Here is a 21,935-nt window from a genome sequence, read left to right on the forward strand (position 1 = left end):
CAACAGACGCGTGACGATACACGGGCAACTGCTTTGGACGGGCCAAGAATAATGACCGACGACACATGGGGACTGGTGCGCAATGACCTGCTCAAGAGGATCGGCAAGAACAACTTTGTAACCTGGATCGAACCACTTCGCCTGGCCGCGATCGAGGATGGCGTTGCCCGATTCGAAGTTCCGACGGTTTTTTTCGGTGACTGGGTTTCCCGCAACTATGCTGACCAGATCCAGTCTGACTTGAAACGTCACGGCCAGACTGTCGAGCGGATCGAGTTCAGTCTTGGCGCCGGAGCCAAGCCGCGAACAGCCACCCGCGTTCCTGCCGCCTCCGCCGCCCAGAAAGCCCGCACCACCTCCGACGAAGAGTTTCGTGGAGCTGCCCTGGATGCCCGCTTTACCTTCGAATCCTTTGTCGTGGGCAAGCCTAATGAACTGGCGCATGCGGCGGCCCGCCGCGTTGCGGAAGGTGGCCCCGTCTCGTTCAACCCGCTGTTCCTTTATGGCGGTGTTGGCCTTGGCAAGACCCATCTGATGCATGCGATTGCGCATGAACTTCAGGTCCGCAATCCCGAACTGAAGGTGCTTTATCTTTCCGCCGAGCAGTTCATGTACCGCTTCGTGCAAGCCCTGCGCGAACGCCAGATCATGGATTTCAAGGAGCTGTTCCGGTCTGTCGATGTGCTGATGGTGGATGACGTGCAGTTCATCGCCGGCAAAGACAGCACTCAGGAAGAGTTCTTTCACACCTTCAACGCGCTGGTCGACCAGAACAAGCAGATCGTCATCTCGGCCGATCGCGCACCGGGCGAAATCAAGGATCTGGAAGAACGCATCAAGAGCCGCCTGCAATGCGGCCTCGTCGTTGATCTGCACCCCACGGACTATGAACTACGGCTCGGCATCCTTCAGCAGAAGGCCGACTATTATCGTCAGCAGTATCGCGGTCTGGTCATCTCCGACGGCGTGCTGGAATTCCTGGCACATCGGATCACCACCAACGTCCGCGTTCTCGAAGGCGCACTGACACGCCTTTTCGCTTTTGCTTCGCTGGTCGGGCGCGAGATCACGCTGGAACTGGCACAGGACTGCCTCGCCGACATCCTTCGGGCAAGCGACCGCAAGATCACGGTCGAGGAAATCCAGCGGCGCGTGGCGGAACATTACAATGTCCGCCTGTCTGACCTGATCGGCCCCAAGCGAGTGCGCAACATCGCGCGCCCCCGGCAGATCGCGATGTATCTGGCGAAGCATCTTACCCCCCGTAGCCTGCCCGAGATCGGCCGCCGCTTCGGTGGCAGGGACCACACCACGATCATGCATGGCGTGCGCCGGATCGAAGAGTTGATGACCACGGATTCCCAGTTGGCCGATGATTTGCAGCTTCTGCGGCGCCTTCTGGAAAGCTGAGGTAGCCGGGGCTCTTGACGGGCTCCGGAAAGCGACGGACATTCCCGAAAACGCTTGAGAACCGGCGGGAAACAGGTAGTTTTCTCGCCCCGGGTCTTTGATCCGGTGTCCAGAGGGAACGAAGGTATGAAGATCAGCATCGAACGCGGCACTTTGCTCAAGGCCGTCGGGCAGGCGCAGTCGGTGGTGGAACGGCGTAACACCATCCCGATCCTCGCCAATGTGCTGATCGAGGCCGAGGGCAATCAGGTCAGCCTGCGTGCGACCGACCTCGACATCGAGGTGGTCGACAAGGCCCCTGCCATGGTTGAGCGTCCCGGCGCCACAACCGTGTCGGCGGTGATGCTGCACGAGATCGTTCGCAAGCTGCCTGACGGTGCGCTCGTGAGCCTGACCGAGGAAGCGGCGACCGGCCGCCTGACCGTCGCTGCTGGCCGGTCGACCTTCAGCCTTGCAACTCTGCCCAAGGAAGATTTTCCGGTGATGGCCTCGTCGGAATACGCCACGAATTTCTCGGCCCCTGCGCCGGTTCTGCGGCGCCTTTTCGACAAGGCAAAGTTCGCGATCTCGACAGAAGAGACCCGGTACTACCTGAATGGCGTCTATATGCATGTCGCTCAGGGCGAAAACGGGCCGGTTCTGCGCTGCGTTGCGACCGATGGCCATCGCCTTGCACGCATCGATGCGCCTTTGCCGTCCGGTGCGGAAGGGATGCCGGGAGTCATAGTCCCGCGCAAGACCGTGGGCGAGTTGCGCAAGCTGCTGGATGACGATGAAACCCAGATCGCCGTCTCTGTTTCAGAAACGAAAGTTCGCTTTGCGACGCCAAATATCGTGCTGACCTCGAAGGTCATCGACGGAACCTTCCCGGATTACAGCCGGGTCATTCCGACAGGAAACACTCGCCGGCTCGAGGTTGACGCAACCGAATTCGCCAAGGCTGTCGATCGGGTGGCAACGGTTTCATCTGAACGGTCGCGCGCTGTGAAACTGAGTCTCGACGAAGACCGTCTGGTGCTTTCGGTCAACTCTCCCGACAGCGGTGCTGCGGAAGAGGAGTTGGCCGTCGCCTATTCGGACGACCGGCTCGATATCGGGTTCAACGCGAAATACCTGCTTGAGATCGCAAGTCAGGTCGATCGCGAGAATGCGGTGTTCCTGTTCAATTCGGCCGGTGATCCGACCTTGATGCGCGAGGGCAACGACACCAGCGCCGTCTATGTCGTGATGCCGATGCGCGTCTGAGGTAGCGGCGCCGCCGCCAGATCCGGCGCGCCGACCTCTCCAAACCGATGAAAGGCAACCTGTGCCGGGGCTTGCGGTCACTTCGCTGACCCTGTCGCATTTCCGCAGCCACAAGGCGGCGCGGATGGAACTCGATGGCCGCCCGGTGGCCATCCACGGCCGCAACGGGGCGGGCAAGACCAACATTCTTGAAGCGGTGTCGCTGCTGTCGCCCGGGCGCGGGATCCGCCGTGGTGCGACATCGGAGATCTCCCGCCTGCCAGAACGGCTCGGCTGGAAAGTCGCAGCAACTCTGCTTCGCCACGGAGACATACATCAGATCGAGACCTGGGCCCAAGCCGGAGAGGCACGCCAGGTGCGAATCGATGAAAAGTCGGCTCCGCAAACGGCGCTTGGCCGGCTGATCCCGATCCTCTGGCTGGTGCCGGCGATGGATCGCCTGTGGATCGAGGGGGCAGACGGGCGCCGACGCTTTCTGGATCGCATGACACTGAGTTTTCGGCCCGACCATGCGGACGCGGTTCTGGACTACGAGAAGGCGATGCGCGACCGGAACCGTCTGCTGAAGGAAGGCGCTACGGATTCGACGTGGTTCGCGGCGCTGGAAGCGCAGATGGCTGAAGCCGGGGCGCGAATGATGTCAAATCGGATTGCCGCGCTTGCCGAAATCGAAGCGTCGCAACTCGGTGCCAGAACCAGCTTCCCTCGAGCGGATTTGCAGATCGTCTGGCCTGATGACCCCGCACCACCAGACGCAGAGGCCATGCGCGAGACCCTTCGCGACAACCGCAGGCGCGACATGGCGGCAGGGCGGACCCTGATCGGACCGCACCGCATGGATCTTTCCGGAACCTATTCGGCAAAAGGAATGGCTGCCGATCAATGTTCGACCGGCGAGCAGAAGGCGCTGCTGATCTCGTTGGTTCTCGCCAATGCCCGCGCTCTGGCAGAACGCGGCGCTGCGCCCCCGATCCTGCTTCTCGACGAGGTTGCTGCACATCTCGACGAAGGCAGGCGCGCTGCGCTCTATGACGAGGTCGTCGATCTTGGGGCACAGGCCTTTCTCACCGGGACTGGGCCGGAACTCTTCGACAGCCTCGGAACACGCGCGCAACGTTTTGCCGTAAACGAGACAGACGGACAGTCCCGCGTCACAGAGGAAGAGGCATGACACCTCAGCGCATTACTCTGATCACGCTTGGCGTCGCCGATCTGGCGGCCTCCCGCGCATTCTATGCGAGGTTGGGCTGGGTCGAGTCGCGGCAAAGCCAGGAGGCGGTGGCATTCTTTCAGATGCATGGCGCGGTACTGGGGCTGTTCGGGCAAACGGATCTTGCCGCCGATCAGGGCCGGCCAGATGCCCGGCTCGGCACAGGCGCTATCACCCTGGCCCAGAACTTCGCAACTGAGGCCGAGGTCGACGCGGCCTTTCAGGCGGCGCTCGACGCCGGCGCGATCGCGCTGAAGCGGCCCGAGAAGGTGTTTTGGGGCGGCTATTCCGGCTATTGGGCCGATCCCGACGGCCATGTCTGGGAGGTGGCGATGAACCCCTTCTGGCCGCTTGGCGCCGATGGATCGCTGACGTTGCCATCGTGACCATTTCGCTCTGGCAACTCCTGCTCTATGCGGGCGGAATGGCGGCGCTCTGGGCCGTACCCGGGCCGGTTTGGGTCGCGCTGACGGCACGGTCGCTGTCGGGCGGCTTCGCCTCAGCCTGGCCGCTGGCAGTCGGTGTCGCGCTTGGGGATCTTGTCTGGCCGCTGGCCGCCGTCTTCGGACTGAGTTGGATCCTCTCGGTCTACGGCGACTTCCTGCACGCCCTGCGCTGGATTGCTGCCGGGGTTTTCCTGTTGATGGGCATCCTGCTGATCCGCAAGCCGGCAGTCGCCCTCGCGGCGGACAGCCGGCTGACGCGCCCCGGGCGATGGGCCGGAATGGCCGTCGGGCTGGCGGCGGTGATCGGCAACCCCAAGGCGATCCTGTTCTACATGGGGGTGCTGCCGGGGTTCTTCGATCTGACGCGCCTGACCGGCGCCGACATCGCGGCAATCATCCTTGTTTCCGCAATCGTTCCGCTGCTCGGAAACCTTGGCCTCGCGCTGTTCCTCGACCGGGCACGGCGGCTCCTGTCCGACCCGAAAAGCCTGCATCGGTTGAACACTACTTCGGGACTGCTTCTGATCGTGGTCGGTCTTGTCATCCCCTTCGTATGACCACCAAATCTTGTGCCCGTGACGTGACATTCCCGGTGGGAGCGACTATAAATCGCGCACGCGAGAAAGGACCCTGCCCGCATGGCCGAGCCAGCCCAGAAGATCGAAGAATATGGTGCCGATTCCATCAAGGTTCTCAAGGGCCTGGAAGCCGTGCGCAAACGGCCGGGCATGTATATCGGCGATACCGATGACGGCTCGGGTCTGCACCACATGGTCTATGAGGTCGTCGACAATGGTATTGACGAGGCCCTTGCCGGCCACGCCACAGAGGTGACCGTCAAGATCCACGCCGACAATTCGGTTTCCGTCCGGGACAACGGCCGCGGTATTCCCGTCGACATTCACGCGGAAGAGGGCGTGTCTGCCGCCGAAGTCATCATGACCCAGCTTCATGCCGGCGGGAAATTCGACCAGAACAGCTACAAGGTGTCGGGCGGCCTGCATGGCGTCGGCGTCTCGGTGGTCAACGCCCTGTCCGACTGGCTGGAACTGCGGGTCTGGCGGAACGGCAAGGAGCATTTCGCCAAGTTCGAACACGGCGACACGGTCGAGTCGCTGCGGGTCGTGGGCGATGCCCATGGGCAGAAAGGGACAGAGGTGCGGTTCCTGGCCTCGACCCAGACCTTCTCTAACCTCGACTATGTCTACAAGACGCTCGAGAACCGCCTGCGGGAACTCGCGTTCCTGAACTCGGGCGTGCGTATCGTCCTTGAGGATGAACGTCCGGCCGAACCCTTGCACACCGAACTGTTCTACGAGGGCGGCGTCCGGGAATTCGTCAAGTATCTCGACCGCTCGAAGACGCCGGTCATGCCGGAGCCGATCTATATTTCCGGCGAGCGCGGCGGCATCAACGTCGAGATCGCGATGTGGTGGAACGACAGCTACCACGAAACCGTCCTTCCGTTCACAAACAACATTCCGCAGCGCGACGGGGGCACGCACCTGGCCGGTTTCCGCGGCGCGTTGACCCGCACGATCAACGCCTATGCGCAATCCTCGGGGATTGCGAAGAAGGAAAAGATCGACTTCACCGGCGACGACGCCCGCGAAGGGCTGACCTGTGTGCTATCGGTCAAGGTGCCCGACCCTAAATTCTCCAGCCAGACCAAGGACAAGCTCGTGTCCTCCGAAGTCCGGCCGGCTGTCGAGAACCTGGTGAACGAAAAACTGGCCGAGTGGTTCGAGGAGAATCCCGGTCCGGCCAAGCAGATCGTCGGCAAGATCATTGAGGCGGCTCTGGCGCGCGAGGCTGCGCGCAAGGCGCGTGAACTGACCCGCCGCAAGACTGCGCTCGACGTGGCTTCGCTGCCAGGCAAGCTGGCCGACTGCCAGGAAAAGGATCCGTCCAAGTCGGAACTGTTCCTTGTCGAGGGCGACAGTGCAGGCGGCTCGGCCAAGCAGGGCCGCGCCCGCAGCAATCAGGCGGTGCTTCCCCTGCGTGGGAAGATTCTGAACGTCGAACGCGCCCGCTTTGATCGGATGCTGTCTTCCGAGACGGTCGGTACGCTCATTACCGCGCTTGGCACCGGGATCGGCCGCGATGAGTTCGACATCGGAAAGCTGCGCTACCACAAGATAGTCATCATGACCGATGCCGACGTGGACGGCGCGCATATCCGAACTCTTCTGCTGACGTTCTTCTTCCGGCAGATGCCCGAGATCATCGAAGGCGGCTTTCTCTACATCGCTCAGCCGCCACTTTACAAAGTCGCGCGCGGGAAATCCGAGGTCTATCTGAAGGATCAGGCCGCTCTGGATGACTACCTTGTCCAGCAAGGGATTGAAGGCACCGTCCTGAGGCTGGGCACGGGCGAAGAAATCTCGGGCGCCGACCTTGCCCGCGTCGTCGATGAGGCGCGCGTCGTCCGCCGAATTCTCGCAGCCTTCCCGACGCACTATCCGGCCCACATTCTGGAGCAGGCCGCCATCGCTGGTGCCTTGGTGCCCGGACGGATCGATGCCGACGCTCAGGGCGTCGCCGACAAGGTTGCCAGGCGGCTGGACCAGATCGCACTGGAATATGAACGCGGCTGGACCGGCCGTCCGACCCAGGATCATGGCCTGAGGTTCTCACGGTTCCTGAGGGGTGTCGAAGAGGTTCGTACGCTCGATGGAGCGGTGCTACGGTCTGGCGAAGCACGGCGGCTTGGTTCTCACACCGACAGCCTGGCAGAGACCTATGGCCTTCCAGCCCTGCTGCTTCGCAAGGATCGCGAACAGCAGATTCACGGCCCCCTTGACCTGCTGAAGGCGATCCTTTCCGAAGGCGAGAAGGGCCTGTCGCTCCAGCGTTACAAGGGGCTCGGCGAAATGAACCCGGAGCAGCTTTGGGAGACTACGCTCGACCCAGAAGCGCGGACACTCCTGCAGGTCAAGATCGACGACCTGGCAGAGGCCGATGACATCTTCACCAAGCTCATGGGTGACGTGGTAGAACCCCGCAGGGAGTTCATCCAGCAGAATGCGCTGAGCGTGGAGAACCTCGACGCCTGAGGCCCCTGTCGCGTAGCTCAAAGCGCGCTTTGCGTCCCGCCAAGCCTAGCGTGCGCGGGGCTATGCTTTTCGGATTGTCACGCAAGCCCGGATTGTTCCAAGGGACATTGCGCGTCAGTTCCTGGTCAGGTGTCTGCCGCCCCACGTTTCGGTCAGCGGGTTTAATTGGTCAGTCTCTGTCGTCTGAGATGCGACCTTATCCTGCGGCCGGTGCAAGGAGTTCGGCTTGAGGGCGGGCCCCCGAATACAGCGGCCTGCGAAGAGTTCAACTCTCGCGGAAAGCCCTGTCGAAGTATTCCCGGAACGGACCGATCAGGTAGGCAAAGGGCGTGCGGTCCTCCGTGCGGATAAAGGCCTCGACCGGCATTCCTGGAACCAGAGACTTGCCCGGCAGAAGATCCATTTGCCCGGGGTTAAGCGCGATTTCGACCCGATAGAAGGTTGCTCCCGTCTTCTCGTCGCGCATTGCGTCGGCCGAGACAACTGTGACCTTTCCCTCAAGGTCAGGCGTGGTGCGCGACGAAAAGGCAGAAAAACGCAAGCGAACGTCCTGCCCAACGCGAACTTCATCGATATGGATGGTCGGTATGTTCGCAGCAATAATCAGAGGACGATCCTGCGGGACGATGTAAAGAATGGGATCAGCCGCTCGGATCACTGATCGCGGCGTGGTCGTCCGAAGATCGAGTACGAGCCCGGAAACCGGCGCGCGGACATCAAGCCGATCGATCCGCTCGATGAGCGATCGCCGCTGCTCGGCCAGGTCCAGTTCGCGAAAAGCGACATCACGCAATTCGGTGTTTGCATCCTCCCGTCGCTGAGACTGGAGTTTCAGGCGCTCGATCTTGATTTCGGTGATGCGACCTTCGGCTTGGGCGCGATCGGCTGTCAATCCGCCGATCTCGCCTTTCAGCCGCGCGGCTTCGCGCTGGAGTTCCATCACCCGCGCAGCTTGGGTCAGGCCCTTGTCGAGTAGGCTCTTCTGGTTGGAAAGCTCTGCATCAAGGAAGCCGACCTGATCATCAAGCGCCGCGATCTGCGCTTCTATTCCCTGGATCTGGCTTTCGATCTGGAGAGCTTGCTTGTCGAGTTGGTCGACCTGCTGCGCCATCGTTTCGCGCCTTGCATCGAAGAGGCGGGTTTGGCCATCGATGATATCAGTGATGTCCGGATCCGTAGACGCTGCCTTCAAAAGATCGGGTGGGAACGTGATTGCGCTGTCATCATTACGCTCTGCTTCTAGCCGGGCGCGTCGTGCGTTGAGTTCAAAGAGCTGGTTTTCGATAATCGCCAGTTCGGATTTCAGCATGTTTCCGTCAAGCCGGAGAAGAAGATCACCAGCCTTGACCTTCGATCCTTCCTCAACAGCAATCAGTTCGACGACGCCGCCGTCCGGGTGCTGGACGACCTGGCGGTTCTGCTCGACCTCAAGCTGACCATTGGCCACGATTGCACCAGAGATGCGTGTGATCACGGCCCAACCGCCCAAACCTGCGACAACCAGCGCGAGTGTCGCAAAGCCCATGAACAGATGACGACGGGCCGACAGAAGATGTCTGGATCCGCTCACGAACTGCTCCCGGCTGATGGCTGCTTGAGCACTTCAGTGTGATTGCGAACCACCTCGCGCAGAACCTGGTCCCGAGGCCCGAAGGCGCGACGCGCGCCGTCCTCGATCACGAGCAGAAGATCGCACTCCTGAATGGCCGCAGGGCGATGGGCCATGATAAGCACGCATTTTCCGGTCGCCTTGAGGCTCCGGATTGCGGAATTGAGTGCCTGAGTTCCGTCATTGTCGAGGTTTGAGTTCGGCTCGTCGAGGATCAGCAGAACGGGATCGCCATAAAGAGCCCGAGCAAGTCCGATTCTCTGGATTTGCCCCCCGGACAGACGACCGCCCGCCGTCGACACACGGGTGTCATATCCCGCCGGAAGCTTGACGATCATGTCATGGGCGGCCGCCATTTTTGCGGCTTCGACAATCCGCGCGCTATCGGGGGCGGTGTCGAGGCGCGCAATGTTCTCGGCAATGGTCCCATCGAACAGGGTGACCCGCTGCGGCAGGTATCCGATCAGCCGACCAAGCACATCTGGATCATACTGATCAAGGGTTGCCCCATCGAGCCGGACGACCCCGCTGGCCGGCCGCCATACTCCGGTCAGCGCCCGAGCAAGGCAGGTCTTGCCCGCACCCGACGGGCCAATGACACCCAGAGCCTGCCCCGGTTCCATCTGGAAACTCACCGACTTGAGTGCGAGTGCCGTTTCGCCCGGAGGAGCGACGGACAGTCGATCGACCACCAAACGAGCCGCGGGCCGAGGAAGTGCCGTCCTGGGGGGCTCAACCGGCGTCTGTTCAAGCAGGCTTGCGAGGCGCGACCATGCCTCCGCCCCCCGCTGCACCACGGACCATTGCCCGATGGCCGTCTCGATCGGGGCAAGGGCGCGACCCATCAGGATTGACCCGGCGATCATTGCACCGCCCGTCATTTCGCCGCGCAGGACGAGCCAGGCGCCCACACCCAGGATGGCAGACTGCAGAAACATCCGGAACGTTCTGGAGAGGGTCCCGAAGGCGCCCCCGACACCTGCTGCCCGAATGCCCTCGAGAAGGGCCTGCTGGCGTGCATTCTGCCAGCGGTCGAAGCCCACCTGCGACATGCCAAGGGCGCGAAGAAGCTCTGCTTCAGCCTTGAGCTGGTCCGACATCCGCTCGGATGCCATGCCCGCAATCGATGCCGTTCGCAGCGGTTCCTTTGTGGTCCACTGGTTGATGAGCGTGATCGCGACCAGGATAGCGCCGCCGGCAAGCGCAACCCAACCAAGGACTGGGCTGAAAACGAAGATCGCTGCGACAAAGATCGGGGTCCAGGGGATGTCGAACAGGGCAATCAAGGCCTGGGACGCGAAGAGGCGCTGAATGGCCTCGAGATCTCGTTGGGCGGCCTGGGCGGAAAGATCCGACGGAGCAACCGCCGAACGCCCAATCGCCGCCGAAAAGACTCGTCGATCAAGCCGGTCGAGAAACCTTGCACCGACGATCGCGAGCACACGGGCCCGACTGTGGTCAAGGATGCCGTATGCAAGGAAAAGCCCAGCCACAAGAAGCGACAGCGCGACCAGCGTCTCCTCCGACCGGCTGCCCAGGACGCGGTCATAGACCTGAAGCATGTAAAGCGGGCCGGTAAGAAGCAGAAGGTTGAGTACGATGCTGAACAGGAACGCCGCCAGCAATAGCCCGCCGCTCTCACGGCGGGCTCTGCGCAACTCCTCGAGTCCCTTTTTCATGTCCCCATCTTCCCGGGGCGCCCTGCCCTCCATGGACCTTTGGCCGACATCAAGCGTCTCAGCAATCGGTTACCTTTGTCTGACAAATGCTCCCTGATCTGCCGCCCTGCAATGCCATCATGGCTGTCGACACGCGGTCGAGTATTCCGGGCGCCGAGGGTCTGGCTCCTTTGAGTGCTGCTCTCCAATCAAATGATGTCGAAGCTGTCCGCAGAAATCGTTCCGATGGGCGAAATCAGCGTCGCGAACTGGACTGGCCCAGTGCCCCCGACTCCGTCAGCATCATAGAGCACCGCCCCGGTGGTCGAGTCATACAGGATACGGTGATCCGCGGTCGTTGCGGCGGCTCCAACTGCAAAGGCGGCATCATCCAGTACGCCGGTCGACGTGATACCTGAAAAGACAGCGTTCTCAAGCTGGATGTGGTCATGACCGACATCGAAGGCTTGGATCTTGTCGATGTTTGTAGGCCCAAGCGCAGTATTGAACACGAAGGTATCGTCGTCATCGCCGCCGAACAGGAAATCGGTCCCTGCTCCACCTGAAAGGCTGTCGTTTCCAGCCCCGCCGTTCAGCGTGTCGTTGCCAGCCCCGCCGTTCAGCCGGTTTGCATCGGCATTGCCGGTCAGAGTATCGTTGTAGCTTGAGCCATTCAGGTTCTCGATGTTCAGGAGAGTATCCGAGCCGGAGGCCCCAGTCGCTTGAGCCGTGGTGATCGCGAGGTTCACCTTAACCGCGCCAGATGCCGTGGCGTAGGAGGCTGTATCCGAGCCGGAATCGCCGTTCAGCACGTTGTTTCCGACGCCAGCGAACAACGTATTGTCGAGCGCGTTGCCGGTGAGGTTCGCCGAACCCACCGACAGGATTCGCCCCTCTTCGACATTGGCACCAAGCGTGTACCCCGCCAGCAGCGAGTTCACCCGGTCAATCCCGCCGGTGACCGCATCGGCATTCGTCTCCGACACAACATCTCCCGCGCTGTCGACCGTGTAGAGGTCGTTGCCGTCCCCCCCTGTCATCGTGTCGTTGCCAGCACCGCCGTTCAGCGCATCATTGCCAGCCCCACCACTCAGCCGGTTTGCGCCGGCGTTGCCGGTCAACGTGTCGCTGAAGGATGACCCTGCGAGATGCTCGATGTTCAAGAGCGTGTCCGAACCGGAGGCCCCAGTCGCCTGCGCCGTGGTGATCGCGAGGTTTACCTTCACCGCGCCCGATGCGGTCTCGTAAGAGACGGTGTCAGACCCCGCCAAGCCGTTCAGCACGTTGTTGCCGGCGCCTGCGATCAGCGTGTTGGCCAGGCCGTTGCCGGTCAGGTTAGCCGCCCCGTTCGCCAGAATCTGCCCCTCTTCGACATTGGCCCCGAGCGTGTAGGCCGCCAGAAGCGAGTTCACCCGGTCAATCCCGCCGGTCACGGCCGCTGCGTTGCTCTCTGACACGACGTCACCAACGCTGTCGACGGTATAGAGATCGCTACCGTCACCTCCCACCATCGTGTCGTTGCCGCCGCCTCCAATCAGCGTGTCATTGCCAGCGCCACCACCAAGCCGGTTCGCACCGGTGTTTCCGGTCAGCACGTCATTGTAGGCCGAGCCCATCAGGTTCTCGATGTTCAACAGCGTGTCGGAGCCGGAGTTCCCGGTCGCCTGCGCCCCGACAGACGCCAGCGACACCGTCACCGCTCCGCCCGCAAAAGAGTAGGAAGCCGTATCTGCACCCACACCGCCGTCGAGCACGTTGTTGCCGGCCCCGGCGAACAGGGTGTTGGCCAGAGTGTTGCCAGTCACATTGGCTGCACCGGCAGAAAGGATCCGTCCCTCTTCGATATTGGCCCCGAGCGTGTAGGCCGCCAGAAGCGAGTTCACCCGGTCAATCCCGCCGGTCGCGGCCACTGCGTTGGTTTCGCTCACAACGTCGCCCGCACTGTCGACGGTGTAGACATCGTTGCCGTCGCCACCCGTCATCGTGTCATCGCCGGCGCCGCCATCAAGCGTGTCGTTTCCAGCATTACCGGTCAGCTTGTTGGCACCACCGTCACCGGTCAGTACGTCATTGTAGGCCGAGCCTGTCAGGTTCTCGATGCTGACCAACGTTTCCGAACCAGAGCCCCCGGTCGCCTGCGCGCCAGCCACCGCCAACGACACGGCTACTCCAGTGCCGGCATAGATATAGGAAGCGGTGTCCGAACCGCCGCCACCGTCCAGCACGTTGTTGCCGGCACCGGCGAAGAGCGTGTTGGCCAGCGTGTTGCCGGTCAGGTCAGCCCCCCCGGCGCTGAGAATCCGCCCGTCCTCGACATTGGAGGTCAGCGCATAGGTCGCCAGCAGCGAGTTCACGCGATCGGTCCCGCCCGTGGCGAGCGACGCGTTGGTCTCGCTTACCACGTCGCCAACGCTGTCGACGGTATAAAGATCACTGCCGTCGCCCCCGGTCAGTGTGTCATCGCCCGCACCGCCATCAAGCGTGTCGTTTCCAGCATTGCCGGTCAGCTTGTTGGCGCCACCGTTGCCTGTAAGAGTATCGTTGAAAGATGAGCCGGCCAGATTCTCGATACTGACCAGGCGATCCGAGCCGGAGGCCCCGGTCGCCTGGGCTGCGGCGATTGCGAGGCTCACCCTCACTGCGCCGGAGGCCGTGGAATAGGAGGCGGTATCAGAACCGGCGCCACCATTCAGCACGTTGTTGCCGGCCCCGGCGATAAGCGTGTTGTCGAGGGCATTGCCGGTGAGGTTCGCGACCGCACCAGACAGGATCCGCCCCTCTTCGATGTTTGCGCCAAGAGTGTACGCCGCAAGGGTGAAGTTCACGCGGTCAACCCCACCGGTAACAGCATCGGCATTCGTCTCCGAGACAACATCTCCGGTACTGTCGACCGTGTAGACATCGTTGCCGTCGCCGCCCGTCATGGAGTCATTGCCGGCCCCACCGTCGATCAGGTCTTTGCCCAGCCCGCCAAGCAAGACATCATTGCCAGCTGCGCCGTAGAGCGTGTCGTCGCCTTCGTATCCGTACAGAAAGTCGTTTCCGCCGAACCCGTTCCATCGGTCATCGTAGTTGGAAAGATAGACAGCGTCGTTTCCTGACAGCGCGGCTGCCATCATATTGTAGTCATCTGCACTACTTGCGGTCAGAAGAGCAGCATAGAGGGTGGGAGCGGGTATGGAGACGCCTTGCGCAAGCCAGATCGCATCCCCGCCCCAGAAATACTCTGTGACGACATTTACAGTGCCGCCCGTAACGGCGCCACTGGAGTTGAACGTAATATTGGAACCGCCAAAGGTCAGGCCCAGATCAACCGGATCATCATAACCATTTATGTCCACGATATCCTGGTAGGGGACATCAAAGATTGTCAGATATTGATTATCGTAAAAGAAATCATCATAGTAGTTTCTGATATAGAAATTCAGGTCAAGATTCTGGATATCTACCTTGTAGTATGCGTCGATAATCGCCATGACGGCCCTCTTAGAACTTCACGCGTTTTAAGAAGAAATCGAGCCCGACCGATCGCCGCAACCAAGGACGCTTGCGCTTACCTTGACTGGCCTACTGCGCAGGTCTCATTTTCCTCTCACTCCCCTGAACGCGATCTTACACTTTCAATGAACTTCCACAACTGCCACTCGATCTATGGCAGTTCACAATTTCAGTTTCTTGCTTCGTGACAGTTGTGAAGAACTTGGCGTACTGTCAAAGAGATTCAGACATGCGGCAAGCCAACATCGCCCATCACCGTTTCTCGAGCAAATACTGTTGGAGAATCACGGCGTCTTTGGATCAGGGATTTTAGTGCTTTCAACTGCCCTCAGATTTTCTCCGATTCCCACATGCCTGAGATCAGAAGACGGATTGCACTACGTGTAAGCGCGGGTCGAATGCTCCAAAGCGCCGAAAAAACCGAACTTCACCGACGCATCGAACGATATTGCGAAGCTGCAACTCACGACCCGCGCATCTGGCCCCGGATTCCGGCGCAAAATCCTGCATGAAATGCGCATAGGCCTGCATGTCGCGGGCGGGCCAAACTTCAGCCCTATCCAGGTTGTCTTGTTTCTCGCGACAGCACCGAGGCGCTTGCTCGAAACGCTCCTTATCTGACGCCCAGGTCGACTGACAGGGATCGAAAATCCGTCGGAAGCGCTCATCGGCATATATGTGAGCCTACCGACGCCAGACCAGGTGCATCTGTGGGCCGGCAGCGGTCAACACGCCGGGCACGATTCCGCATCAGTTCCTTGTAGTCGCGGTTGTTCGCTCTGCGACCGCGTCAGAGGCCCAGGCCATGACCGCATCCGGCTCGGCGGCAAGTTCTTCCAGCCAATCGCCGGCAAAATCGCGAAGCGACTGGAGGTTCGGCCCGTTCACACCGATCAGGACCGGCAGTCCGATTTCCAGTGCTTCGGCGATGATCGGCACCAGTCCCTTCCCTTCGCACTCGCGCTTGCCGAACTTGTTGACGACAAGCAGATCTGCGCCCCCGAGCCGGCGCCCGACTTCGAACACTGCCTCTTCCAGGACCCCGGCGTCCAGCCGGCACCCCCGGGCAAGATCGCCGCGATCCTCGCTGATCCGTAGCGTCGGTCCGTCGGGCAACACCCGGATGTCCATGTCGCACAAGCGTCTGCCGATCCGTTCCGGGTTCGACTGGATCGTCCCCGCCAGCCGCATCCCTGCAGCCTCGAGCGCAACGGCGACCTCGGAAAGCAAAGCGTCCGTCGCGCCCCTTCCTGCAACACTGACACAGGCGAGTTTCTTCTGGAACGGCATGGCGGATCACAGCTCTTGCTGGCGCGAATCCCGCCTTCTTGCCCGGCGAAGCCGTCATTGACAATGTCGCTGTAGGACACGGCCAGATTGCGCCATCGGAGGCCTTGTTCGCGGACATATCGGGCGATCGATGCTGTCTGCGGGTGTAAAGTTCGTGCTTCAGCCCGAGTCATAGCGAGAGTGGTTCTTGCGAGGGACGGCCATCGACACAGCAAATTGGGGAAGTGTCCCTACAGGCGCGCAACATTGGGTATGGTCCGAATGCGTCGGGTTTTCCTGACGGTCTGAGTGTCAACACAGCGCGTCGAGTCGGCTTGTCAGCTTCGGCGAGTCACATATACTTGATTGCAAAGGGCACCGGGATCGGAGTCACTCGGTAGCCACTCCTATAAGTTGACTCTGGGGGAGGCCAACATGTCCAGCGCCCAGTCCTTCGATAGGCATGCGCTGTATTTTGCGTTTTCCGAAGTCGAACGCGTTCGACAGACCCTCCCCGCCTCGGCGATCTCCGCACTGGCCGAAGAGGTCGTCCAGCGGGTCGCGACCCAGCTGTCACCTGTGCTTCCTGACGATATCCAGCCCGATGCGGGCGAGGTCGAGGCCCTGTGCGCTGCACTGCTGTCGGAAGATCCCAACGCAGCGGCTAATCTGATCGAGAGTTTCCGGACAAGGGGCGCGCGCTACGACGTTCTCTGCCTGTCCTACCTCGCCGCGGCGTCCCGCCGCCTTGGGGACTACTGGGACAACGACAAGGTTTCTTTCTATCGGGTTACGATCGCGGCCGGCCGCGTTTATGCGGCCCTTCGCGTGCTTCGCATGGGTCGGAAGAACCCGTCTACGGATCTGCACCGATCAGCGATCTTTGCGAGCGTTCCGGGCGAGCAGCATACTCTTGGCATCACCATGGCGACCGATCTGGCGCGGGACATGGGCTGGGACATCGAGTTGCTGCTTAGGCTCGATCATGACGAGCTGATCGCCACGGCGCAGCAAAGGAAGGCGAGTCTCATCGCCCTTTCTGCCAGTGGGAAACGGTCCCTTCCCGCGCTGATGAAGCTGATAGTCGCGCTGCGCATCAGCAACCCGGACGCCTATCTGCTGGTGTGCGGACAGATTGTGTCCAGCCCTGTTCCTCTGGTCGGAATGACCGGTGCGGACGGAGCGGCTACCGATTTTCCAGCCGCGATGGCCCTGATGGAAGACTGGACACGGCAGCACCCCGCCATGCCAACATCCTGATCGCTGCGCGAAGCCCAAGCATCCTGTGACGCGGCTCAAAAGACCGCGTGATCGCCTCGTTCGTTTGAAATATCGCCGCGGATCAGGCGCTTATAGTGGTCGGCAAGCAGGTCCTGGCCTGTCGACGGGGTCGCCTGCGCATCATAGCGACCCGTTCTGGCGTCAAGGACCAGCATCGATTCACTCGCATAATACCGCCCGATCCGCGCCATCTCTGCCTTGTCTCGCATCCGCCTCGAAACCCTGGACGCCAGGTCGAGGAAATGGATTATGCCGTCAAGCAAACCAAGTGGCACATGGCGGAACCGGGCCGGGCGATCAAGCAGTTGGAATAGCAGCTCTCCTTGTTCGCGCGGTGTTATCGCCGCGCCGGGGCCGCCGATCGGAAGGATGCGGTCCTGGCGGGCCGGATCGTCAAGGCAGCCCGCAAGATACTCGGCGACATCGCGGTCGCTGATCGGTTTGCAGGAGGTCAGTTCACCATCGCCGAAAAGGAGATAGGGCTTGCCCCGCCGCAAACGGTCCAGCTGCCCCGACAGCGACTTGAAGAAGGCAGTCGGTCGGACAATGGAGTATATCAGGCCAGAGGCGATCAACTCCCGCTCAAAGGCAAGCTTGGCCTGCTGAAAGGCAAGGAGCGGTTTCTGCACGCAGATCGCTGAAAGAAGGACCATCTGGCCGACGCCCGCCTGTTGCGCCTCCTTCAGCACATGCGAATGGACGCCATAGTCAACGGCCCAGGCGCTTGCGCTCGTGCCTGTTCGGGACGCAAGGCAGGAGACGATCGCATCAAGGCGCTCACGTTCGAAAAGCCCCGCGAGCGCAGCCCGGTCGGTTACATCGCAGTCACGCAAGTCGGCGGCTTCGGGCAAGCTGCGCCACCGGTCGCCGCCCTTCGCACGCACAGGGCAGACGACGTCATATCCATGCGCCAACAGAGCGTCGACCGTTGCGCGACCGATCGTACCTGTCGCACCAAGCATGAGGATGCGCTGCTGCACCCCCGACATCAGCCAGTGTCCTTCGTGTGCTGCGAAAGGAAGTCGAGGATCAATGCCGCAACTTTGTCTGCCGCCTCCTCATGCACAAGATGGCCGTATCGAGGCAGATCGACCCAGATCGCTTCCGGCATCGTCTTGGCGGCCTGCTCGGATGTAGAGGCGGGCACGGCCGTGTCGGCCGATCCGGTGATAAGCAGGCAAGGGACATGTATCTGTCCTAGCCGGTCGATCAGCTCATCGAGGTTCCACTGCGCCATCATCGCCAGTGTCGCAGCGACATGCGATGGTCGGCGCACGAGGGCGAGGTACTGTGCTTCGCCCTCAGCGTCGATGCGTGAACCTGTCGAGGCCAGCAGGCGATGCACCTGCTGCGGAGTGCCGGCAATCCGGCTGAAAATCTCGGGCACCAATGGCAGGACCGAGAGCAGCTGCGCCATGCGGGGGAAGAGCCAACCTGCAAGCCCCTCGAACTGACCGAGCGCGGCATTGATGCCGATGACGGCCTGAACCGGGCGCAGCTCTGCCAGCCGCAGGGCGACCGCCGCACCCGCAGAATGACCGATGAAGGCGAAGGGGGACCATCCCTCTTGCACGATCAGGTCGGCAAGGTCGCTTGCGATGTCGTCAAGCCCGCAGCGGTTGCGCGCGCCGAGAGAGGTGAACCCCTGCCCCGGCAGATCGACAGCGATCACGCGATAACTTCGCTGAAGCAGGGGCACCAGATGGCGAAAACTGTGTGTAGAGGCGCCTGCTCCGTGCAAAAGCAGCAGCTCTGGCCCCGCTCCAAGTTCCTGAACATGCCAGCGATGTGTACCGCATCTGACAAATCGGGACACATCCCGAAATGGCCAGTTGGCCGGGATCTCGTCCGGCGCCATGTCAGGTGTCCAGCGCGCTCTGAAGGACGGCGGTAAGACGCTGTGCGTCGGCCCTGGGCAGGGGCACATATCCAGCGCCAAGGCTGCGGGCGAGTTGCTGCAGCGCGGGCTGGGGTCTGTTGGCGATATCCAGCACGAGCGACGGGATCGAGGCGGCCGAGATCGTCCGGGCAACGCGAAGTGCATCTGTCTCCGCGGCCGCGCGATTGGCGCTGCCGTCCAGAGCCACATTGCCGCGACCGTCGGTCAAGAGGGCGATCGTCGGCGTCATGCCGCGCCGCCGGGTCTGGAGCCCAAGATCGAAGGCCATTCGCAAACCCGAGGCGAGGGGCGTGCCGCCGCCACCGGGCAAGCCGGCAAGTCGGCGTTTGGTCTGGACCAGCGACCGCGTCGGCGGCAGGAGCAGTTCCGCTCCGGTCCCGCGAAAGGCGATCAGGGCAACATGGTCGCGGCGCGCATAGGCCTGAGCCAGCAATAGCTCGACCGCCCCCTTGGCCTCCGCGAGCCGCGCGAACGCCGAGGAACCGGAGGCATCGACGGCGAAGACCAGCACGCGGTCCGAGCATTCTTCAAACCGCTTGAGCCGCAGGTCCGATGGCCTGATTTCCAGCCGCAGGGATGGTCCTGCGGGGGCGCGGCGCCTCAGGGGCTGCCAGGGCGCAGCCGCGCGGAGGGTGGCCACAAGGTCGATGCGTTTGCCCGATCCCGGCATGCCCGGACGGGATGGCAGCGGCCGGCCTCGGTGGTTGCCCTTGCGCGCTGCGCCTGTGCCACCCCCCCCCCTTGCCGCGCGCAGGGCCTTACCGGCAGCAAGCTGGGCGAGGACACCATCAGGCAATGCGGCCTGGACGGCCTCCAGCAGGACCTCTTCCGGAATTTTCTGTTCGGCCCCTAGCGACTGGTCACTGGGTGTTTCGTCAGGCTCTGGCGGGGGCGGTGGTTCTTCCGGCTCATCCGCCGCCGGCGAAAGGACACCGCGATGCGCGAGGGTCAGTTCTGCGGCATGGCGAAGCGTCTCTTCGCTGACGCTTGCCTCCCCGCGCCATGCGGCCAATGCCACGGCGGCCTTGAGTGCGAGGAGCGGCGCGCGCAGGCTTGCCACCCCAAGGGCGAGGCTCAGACGAGCGATGGCATCGGTCGCCTCGGACGGCAGCGCCGTTCCTGACAATCTCGCCCGCGCTTCGGCGATCTTCGCCGGGTCCGGTCGAAGCGGAGTTGTTTCGGAAAAGACCATCCCTTCAAGGTCGATGAACAGTCCCAGCCGGTCGCTGAGCGCAGATGGAAGCCCCTCGTCCTGCTCGGCACTTTCGTCGAGGGCGACGAGACAGGTACCGTCGCCGTCGAGCCAACGACCAAGCCGCACGGCAAGTCCCGGCGGGCAACGCTCGGCCATCGTCAGCGTGATCGGAACTGTCTCGGTGAGAAGGCCGGCCGACGTCTGCACATGCCCCGATGCCAGGGTTGCCGCAAGGTCGACTCCACCAAAAAGCGAAGTGTCGTCGATGCCCGGATGAATGCGACGGGTCGCAAGCAAAGCCTCGGCAATCCGGTCACGCAGCGGACCGGACCGGGCGCGCAGCCAGAGCCCCTTCACCCCGGCAGGGTCGACTGCCAGAACCGCCAGTGCCGCCTCGGCCCGGTCCAGCGGAGACAGGGGCGCGGTCACGGCAAGGTCTCTTCCACAAGCCGCGCGACGCGCGCCGACGATCCCGCCTCGTCCAAGGGATCGCGCCGCAGCCGATGGCCAAGGGCGCTGACCGCCACCGCCTTGAGCTGACGCCGTCCGACCGCATCCGCCCCTTCGAACGCCGCCTGCGCCCGTGCCGCGCGCAAAAGCGTCAGTTCGCCCCGCAGTCCGTCCGATCCCAAGGCGATGCACAAGGCGGCGCAGTCGTGCAGCACCGTATTGGGTGTCTTCAGGTTGGGCAGCGCAGCGCGGGCCGCAAGGATGGACTTGCGCAAGGCGCTGTCCTTTGCCCGCCACTTCTTCATGAAGGCGGCATAATCATTCTCATAGGCGTCCCGCCGGCGCATCACCTCGACGCGGGTGGCGACATCGCGCGGAGACGTGACTTCGACCGAAAGACCGAAGCGGTCGAGCAATTGCGGGCGCAGTTCGCCCTCCTCGGGGTTTCCGGAACCGACCAGCACGAAACGGGCGGGGTGGCGGATCGACAGCCCCTCCCGCTCGACCACGTTCTCGCCAGACTGCGCCACGTCGAGAAGTAGATCGACCAGATGGTCTTCGAGCAGGTTGACCTCATCGATATAGAGATACCCACGGTTGGCCCGGGCCAGCAGACCCGGCTCGAAGGCCTTCTCGCCGCGTGTCAGCGCACGCTCTATGTCAAGCGCGCCCACGACCCGGTCCTCGGTCGCTCCGAGCGGCAGGTCAACAACGGGCGTGGGCCGCTTGACCATGCGGCCGGATTTGGGTCCTGCCCAGGCCGGTACATCCTCGATCCGGGCAGAGTTCACCGGACAATCCTCTACGACCGTGATTTCCGGCAGCAACGCCGCAAGAGCGCGCACAGCGGTCGATTTGCCGGTGCCCCTGTCGCCGAACACCAGAACCCCACCGATGCCCGGATCGATGGCCGTCAGCACCATCGCCTGCTTCATCGCCTCCTGACCGACGATCGCGGAAAAAGGGAACGGCTGGGTCATGCGGCGGCCCTCGCCGCAAGCGGGCGGCGACCATCCCAGCTGCCCCAGTCATCGATGATGCGGAACCGCGCGTAAAGCTCCTCGGCAAACCAGTTTTCGGCCCGCACCGCCCGGATGGCCCGCCCATGCGGGCCGTCGCCACGCGCGAATTGTGCCATGCTGACAGCGTCGGGCCAGATCGAAAAGGTAACCTGATGCAGTAGCGGCACCTCGCCGATTCCGATCTTGAAGATCACGTTCGGGTCCTCACCGATCACCTGAGAGATATCCGGAACGCGCCGCCAGAACCGGAGGAAGGTCGACGCCCGCATGGTTGCGCGGGTCAGCGCAACGATGGGTCCGCCGTCATTGGCAACGCCACCTGGATGGAATGGATTCTTGCCAGACCACCTCCCGCGTGACGAGGTAGGCTCAAGCAGGATGGTCCAGCTTTCGGCCGCGTGGGATCGCCACCGGCCAAAGACGGAGGCCGAGCCGATCAGTCGTCGAGCTGTCTCGGGATCCGGCCAGGTGGCCAGGATAGCCCAGACAGCCGTGTTGGGTCGGGGTGTGAATCCCTCGCCAGTGCCCGAGCCGCACAGCTTCCAGAAGCCGATTTCGGGGATTCTGGCCAGCGACAGACGAGCTGCGCCCATCTGCCCAAAGACCCATAGGCGGGCGGAGAGCGAGGTGAAACGAAACAGGCTGAGACTCACGGTGTTTATGGCGAACCTCATCGGACTCTGTCA

The 21,935-nt window shown here is 62.3% G+C and carries 16 protein-coding genes; 7 read left to right on the plus strand and 9 right to left on the minus strand.

Going from position 1 to position 21,935, the window contains the following annotated elements; all coding sequences use genetic code 11:
• Window positions 1-51: 51 nt before the first annotated feature.
• The 6 genes from dnaA (at window position 52) to gyrB (ending at window position 7,367) form a co-directional block, all read left to right on the plus strand.
• Window positions 52-1,410: a chromosomal replication initiator protein DnaA gene (dnaA, locus tag L0V05_RS17730; protein ID WP_234872817.1), complete on the plus strand. Its 1,359-nt coding sequence runs from the start codon at window positions 52-54 to the stop codon at window positions 1,408-1,410.
• 126 nt (window positions 1,411-1,536) lie between these two features.
• Complete coding sequence (gene dnaN / locus L0V05_RS17735) at window positions 1,537-2,655, plus strand: DNA polymerase III subunit beta (protein WP_234872818.1); 1,119 nt, start codon at window positions 1,537-1,539, stop codon at window positions 2,653-2,655.
• Window positions 2,656-2,716: 61 nt separating this feature from the next.
• Window positions 2,717-3,826 carry a DNA replication/repair protein RecF gene (recF, locus tag L0V05_RS17740; protein WP_234872819.1) on the plus strand — a complete coding sequence of 370 codons (1,110 nt, stop codon included), beginning with the start codon at window positions 2,717-2,719 and terminating at the stop codon, window positions 3,824-3,826.
• Window positions 3,823-4,251 (plus strand): VOC family protein, encoded by a 429-nt coding sequence (locus L0V05_RS17745; RefSeq protein ID WP_234872820.1) that lies wholly within the window; start codon window positions 3,823-3,825, stop codon window positions 4,249-4,251. Before recF ends, L0V05_RS17745 begins: the two co-directional genes overlap by 4 nt.
• A complete protein-coding gene (locus tag L0V05_RS17750; RefSeq protein WP_234872821.1) occupies window positions 4,248-4,868 on the plus strand; it encodes a LysE family translocator in 621 nt (206 codons plus the stop codon). Before L0V05_RS17745 ends, L0V05_RS17750 begins: the two co-directional genes overlap by 4 nt.
• Before the next feature lie 81 nt (window positions 4,869-4,949).
• Window positions 4,950-7,367, plus strand: a complete 2,418-nt coding sequence (gyrB, locus tag L0V05_RS17755) for a DNA topoisomerase (ATP-hydrolyzing) subunit B (RefSeq protein WP_234872822.1) — start codon at window positions 4,950-4,952, stop codon at window positions 7,365-7,367.
• 265 nt (window positions 7,368-7,632) lie between these two features.
• On the opposite strand, the gene L0V05_RS17760 is transcribed toward gyrB, so the two are convergent.
• The 4 genes from L0V05_RS17760 to L0V05_RS17775 form a co-directional block, all read right to left on the minus strand.
• The gene (locus tag L0V05_RS17760; RefSeq protein WP_234872823.1) at window positions 7,633-8,892 is read right to left on the minus strand and encodes an HlyD family type I secretion periplasmic adaptor subunit; all 1,260 of its coding nucleotides are present in this window, start codon (window positions 8,890-8,892) and stop codon (window positions 7,633-7,635) included.
• Between the two features lie 41 nt (window positions 8,893-8,933).
• On the minus strand, window positions 8,934-10,655 hold the full coding sequence (locus L0V05_RS17765) for a type I secretion system permease/ATPase (RefSeq protein ID WP_234872824.1): 1,722 nt from the start codon (window positions 10,653-10,655) through the stop codon (window positions 8,934-8,936).
• 188 nt (window positions 10,656-10,843) lie between these two features.
• Window positions 10,844-14,110, minus strand: a complete 3,267-nt coding sequence (locus tag L0V05_RS17770) for a beta strand repeat-containing protein (RefSeq protein WP_234872825.1) — start codon at window positions 14,108-14,110, stop codon at window positions 10,844-10,846.
• A 772-nt stretch (window positions 14,111-14,882) separates the two neighbouring features.
• A complete protein-coding gene (locus L0V05_RS17775; protein WP_234872826.1) occupies window positions 14,883-15,422 on the minus strand; it encodes a DUF2478 domain-containing protein in 540 nt (179 codons plus the stop codon).
• A gap of 414 nt (window positions 15,423-15,836) precedes the next feature.
• Between L0V05_RS17775 and L0V05_RS17780 the strand changes: the two genes are divergently transcribed.
• Window positions 15,837-16,661, plus strand: a complete 825-nt coding sequence (locus L0V05_RS17780; RefSeq protein WP_234872827.1) for a cobalamin B12-binding domain-containing protein — start codon at window positions 15,837-15,839, stop codon at window positions 16,659-16,661.
• Window positions 16,662-16,696: 35 nt separating this feature from the next.
• On the opposite strand, the gene L0V05_RS17785 is transcribed toward L0V05_RS17780, so the two are convergent.
• The 5 genes from L0V05_RS17785 to crtA are packed head-to-tail and all read right to left on the minus strand — an operon-like array spanning window position 16,697 to window position 21,923.
• Window positions 16,697-17,671: an NAD(P)H-binding protein gene (locus tag L0V05_RS17785; RefSeq protein ID WP_234872828.1), complete on the minus strand. Its 975-nt coding sequence runs from the start codon at window positions 17,669-17,671 to the stop codon at window positions 16,697-16,699.
• Window positions 17,671-18,609 (minus strand): alpha/beta fold hydrolase BchO, encoded by a 939-nt coding sequence (bchO, locus tag L0V05_RS17790; RefSeq protein ID WP_319937962.1) that lies wholly within the window; start codon window positions 18,607-18,609, stop codon window positions 17,671-17,673. The genes L0V05_RS17785 and bchO overlap by 1 nt, the downstream gene beginning before the upstream one ends.
• On the minus strand, window positions 18,542-20,206 hold the full coding sequence (locus tag L0V05_RS17795) for a magnesium chelatase subunit D (protein ID WP_234872830.1): 1,665 nt from the start codon (window positions 20,204-20,206) through the stop codon (window positions 18,542-18,544). The genes bchO and L0V05_RS17795 overlap by 68 nt, the downstream gene beginning before the upstream one ends.
• On the minus strand, window positions 20,203-21,207 hold the full coding sequence (gene bchI / locus L0V05_RS17800; protein ID WP_234872831.1) for a magnesium chelatase ATPase subunit I: 1,005 nt from the start codon (window positions 21,205-21,207) through the stop codon (window positions 20,203-20,205). The genes L0V05_RS17795 and bchI overlap by 4 nt, the downstream gene beginning before the upstream one ends.
• Complete coding sequence (gene crtA, locus L0V05_RS17805) at window positions 21,204-21,923, minus strand: spheroidene monooxygenase (RefSeq protein ID WP_255683830.1); 720 nt, start codon at window positions 21,921-21,923, stop codon at window positions 21,204-21,206. Before crtA ends, bchI begins: the two co-directional genes overlap by 4 nt.
• Between the last annotated feature and the right edge of the window lie 12 nt (window positions 21,924-21,935).

This window comes from Alitabrizicola rongguiensis, assembly GCF_021491355.1.
In the GTDB taxonomy this organism is placed as follows: Bacteria; Pseudomonadota; Alphaproteobacteria; order Rhodobacterales; family Rhodobacteraceae; genus Aliitabrizicola; species Aliitabrizicola rongguiensis.

What these genes read in the sequence shown, in the direction of transcription:
- crtA (WP_255683830.1), bottom strand. Translation starts at nt 21,923, where the DNA reads ATGAGGTTCGCCATAAACACCGTGAGTCTCAGCCTGTTTCGTTTCACC.
- dnaN (WP_234872818.1), top strand. Translation starts at nt 1,537, where the DNA reads ATGAAGATCAGCATCGAACGCGGCACTTTGCTCAAGGCCGTCGGGCAG.
- L0V05_RS17745 (WP_234872820.1), top strand. Translation starts at nt 3,823, where the DNA reads ATGACACCTCAGCGCATTACTCTGATCACGCTTGGCGTCGCCGATCTG.
- dnaA (WP_234872817.1), top strand. Translation starts at nt 52, where the DNA reads ATGACCGACGACACATGGGGACTGGTGCGCAATGACCTGCTCAAGAGG.
- L0V05_RS17775 (WP_234872826.1), bottom strand. Translation starts at nt 15,422, where the DNA reads ATGCCGTTCCAGAAGAAACTCGCCTGTGTCAGTGTTGCAGGAAGGGGC.
- bchO (WP_319937962.1), bottom strand. Translation starts at nt 18,609, where the DNA reads ATGTGCCCCTGCCCAGGGCCGACGCACAGCGTCTTACCGCCGTCCTTC.
- bchI (WP_234872831.1), bottom strand. Translation starts at nt 21,207, where the DNA reads ATGACCCAGCCGTTCCCTTTTTCCGCGATCGTCGGTCAGGAGGCGATG.
- L0V05_RS17780 (WP_234872827.1), top strand. Translation starts at nt 15,837, where the DNA reads ATGTCCAGCGCCCAGTCCTTCGATAGGCATGCGCTGTATTTTGCGTTT.
- gyrB (WP_234872822.1), top strand. Translation starts at nt 4,950, where the DNA reads ATGGCCGAGCCAGCCCAGAAGATCGAAGAATATGGTGCCGATTCCATC.
- L0V05_RS17765 (WP_234872824.1), bottom strand. Translation starts at nt 10,655, where the DNA reads ATGAAAAAGGGACTCGAGGAGTTGCGCAGAGCCCGCCGTGAGAGCGGC.
- L0V05_RS17760 (WP_234872823.1), bottom strand. Translation starts at nt 8,892, where the DNA reads ATGGGCTTTGCGACACTCGCGCTGGTTGTCGCAGGTTTGGGCGGTTGG.
- L0V05_RS17770 (WP_234872825.1), bottom strand. Translation starts at nt 14,110, where the DNA reads ATGGCGATTATCGACGCATACTACAAGGTAGATATCCAGAATCTTGAC.
- L0V05_RS17785 (WP_234872828.1), bottom strand. Translation starts at nt 17,671, where the DNA reads ATGTCGGGGGTGCAGCAGCGCATCCTCATGCTTGGTGCGACAGGTACG.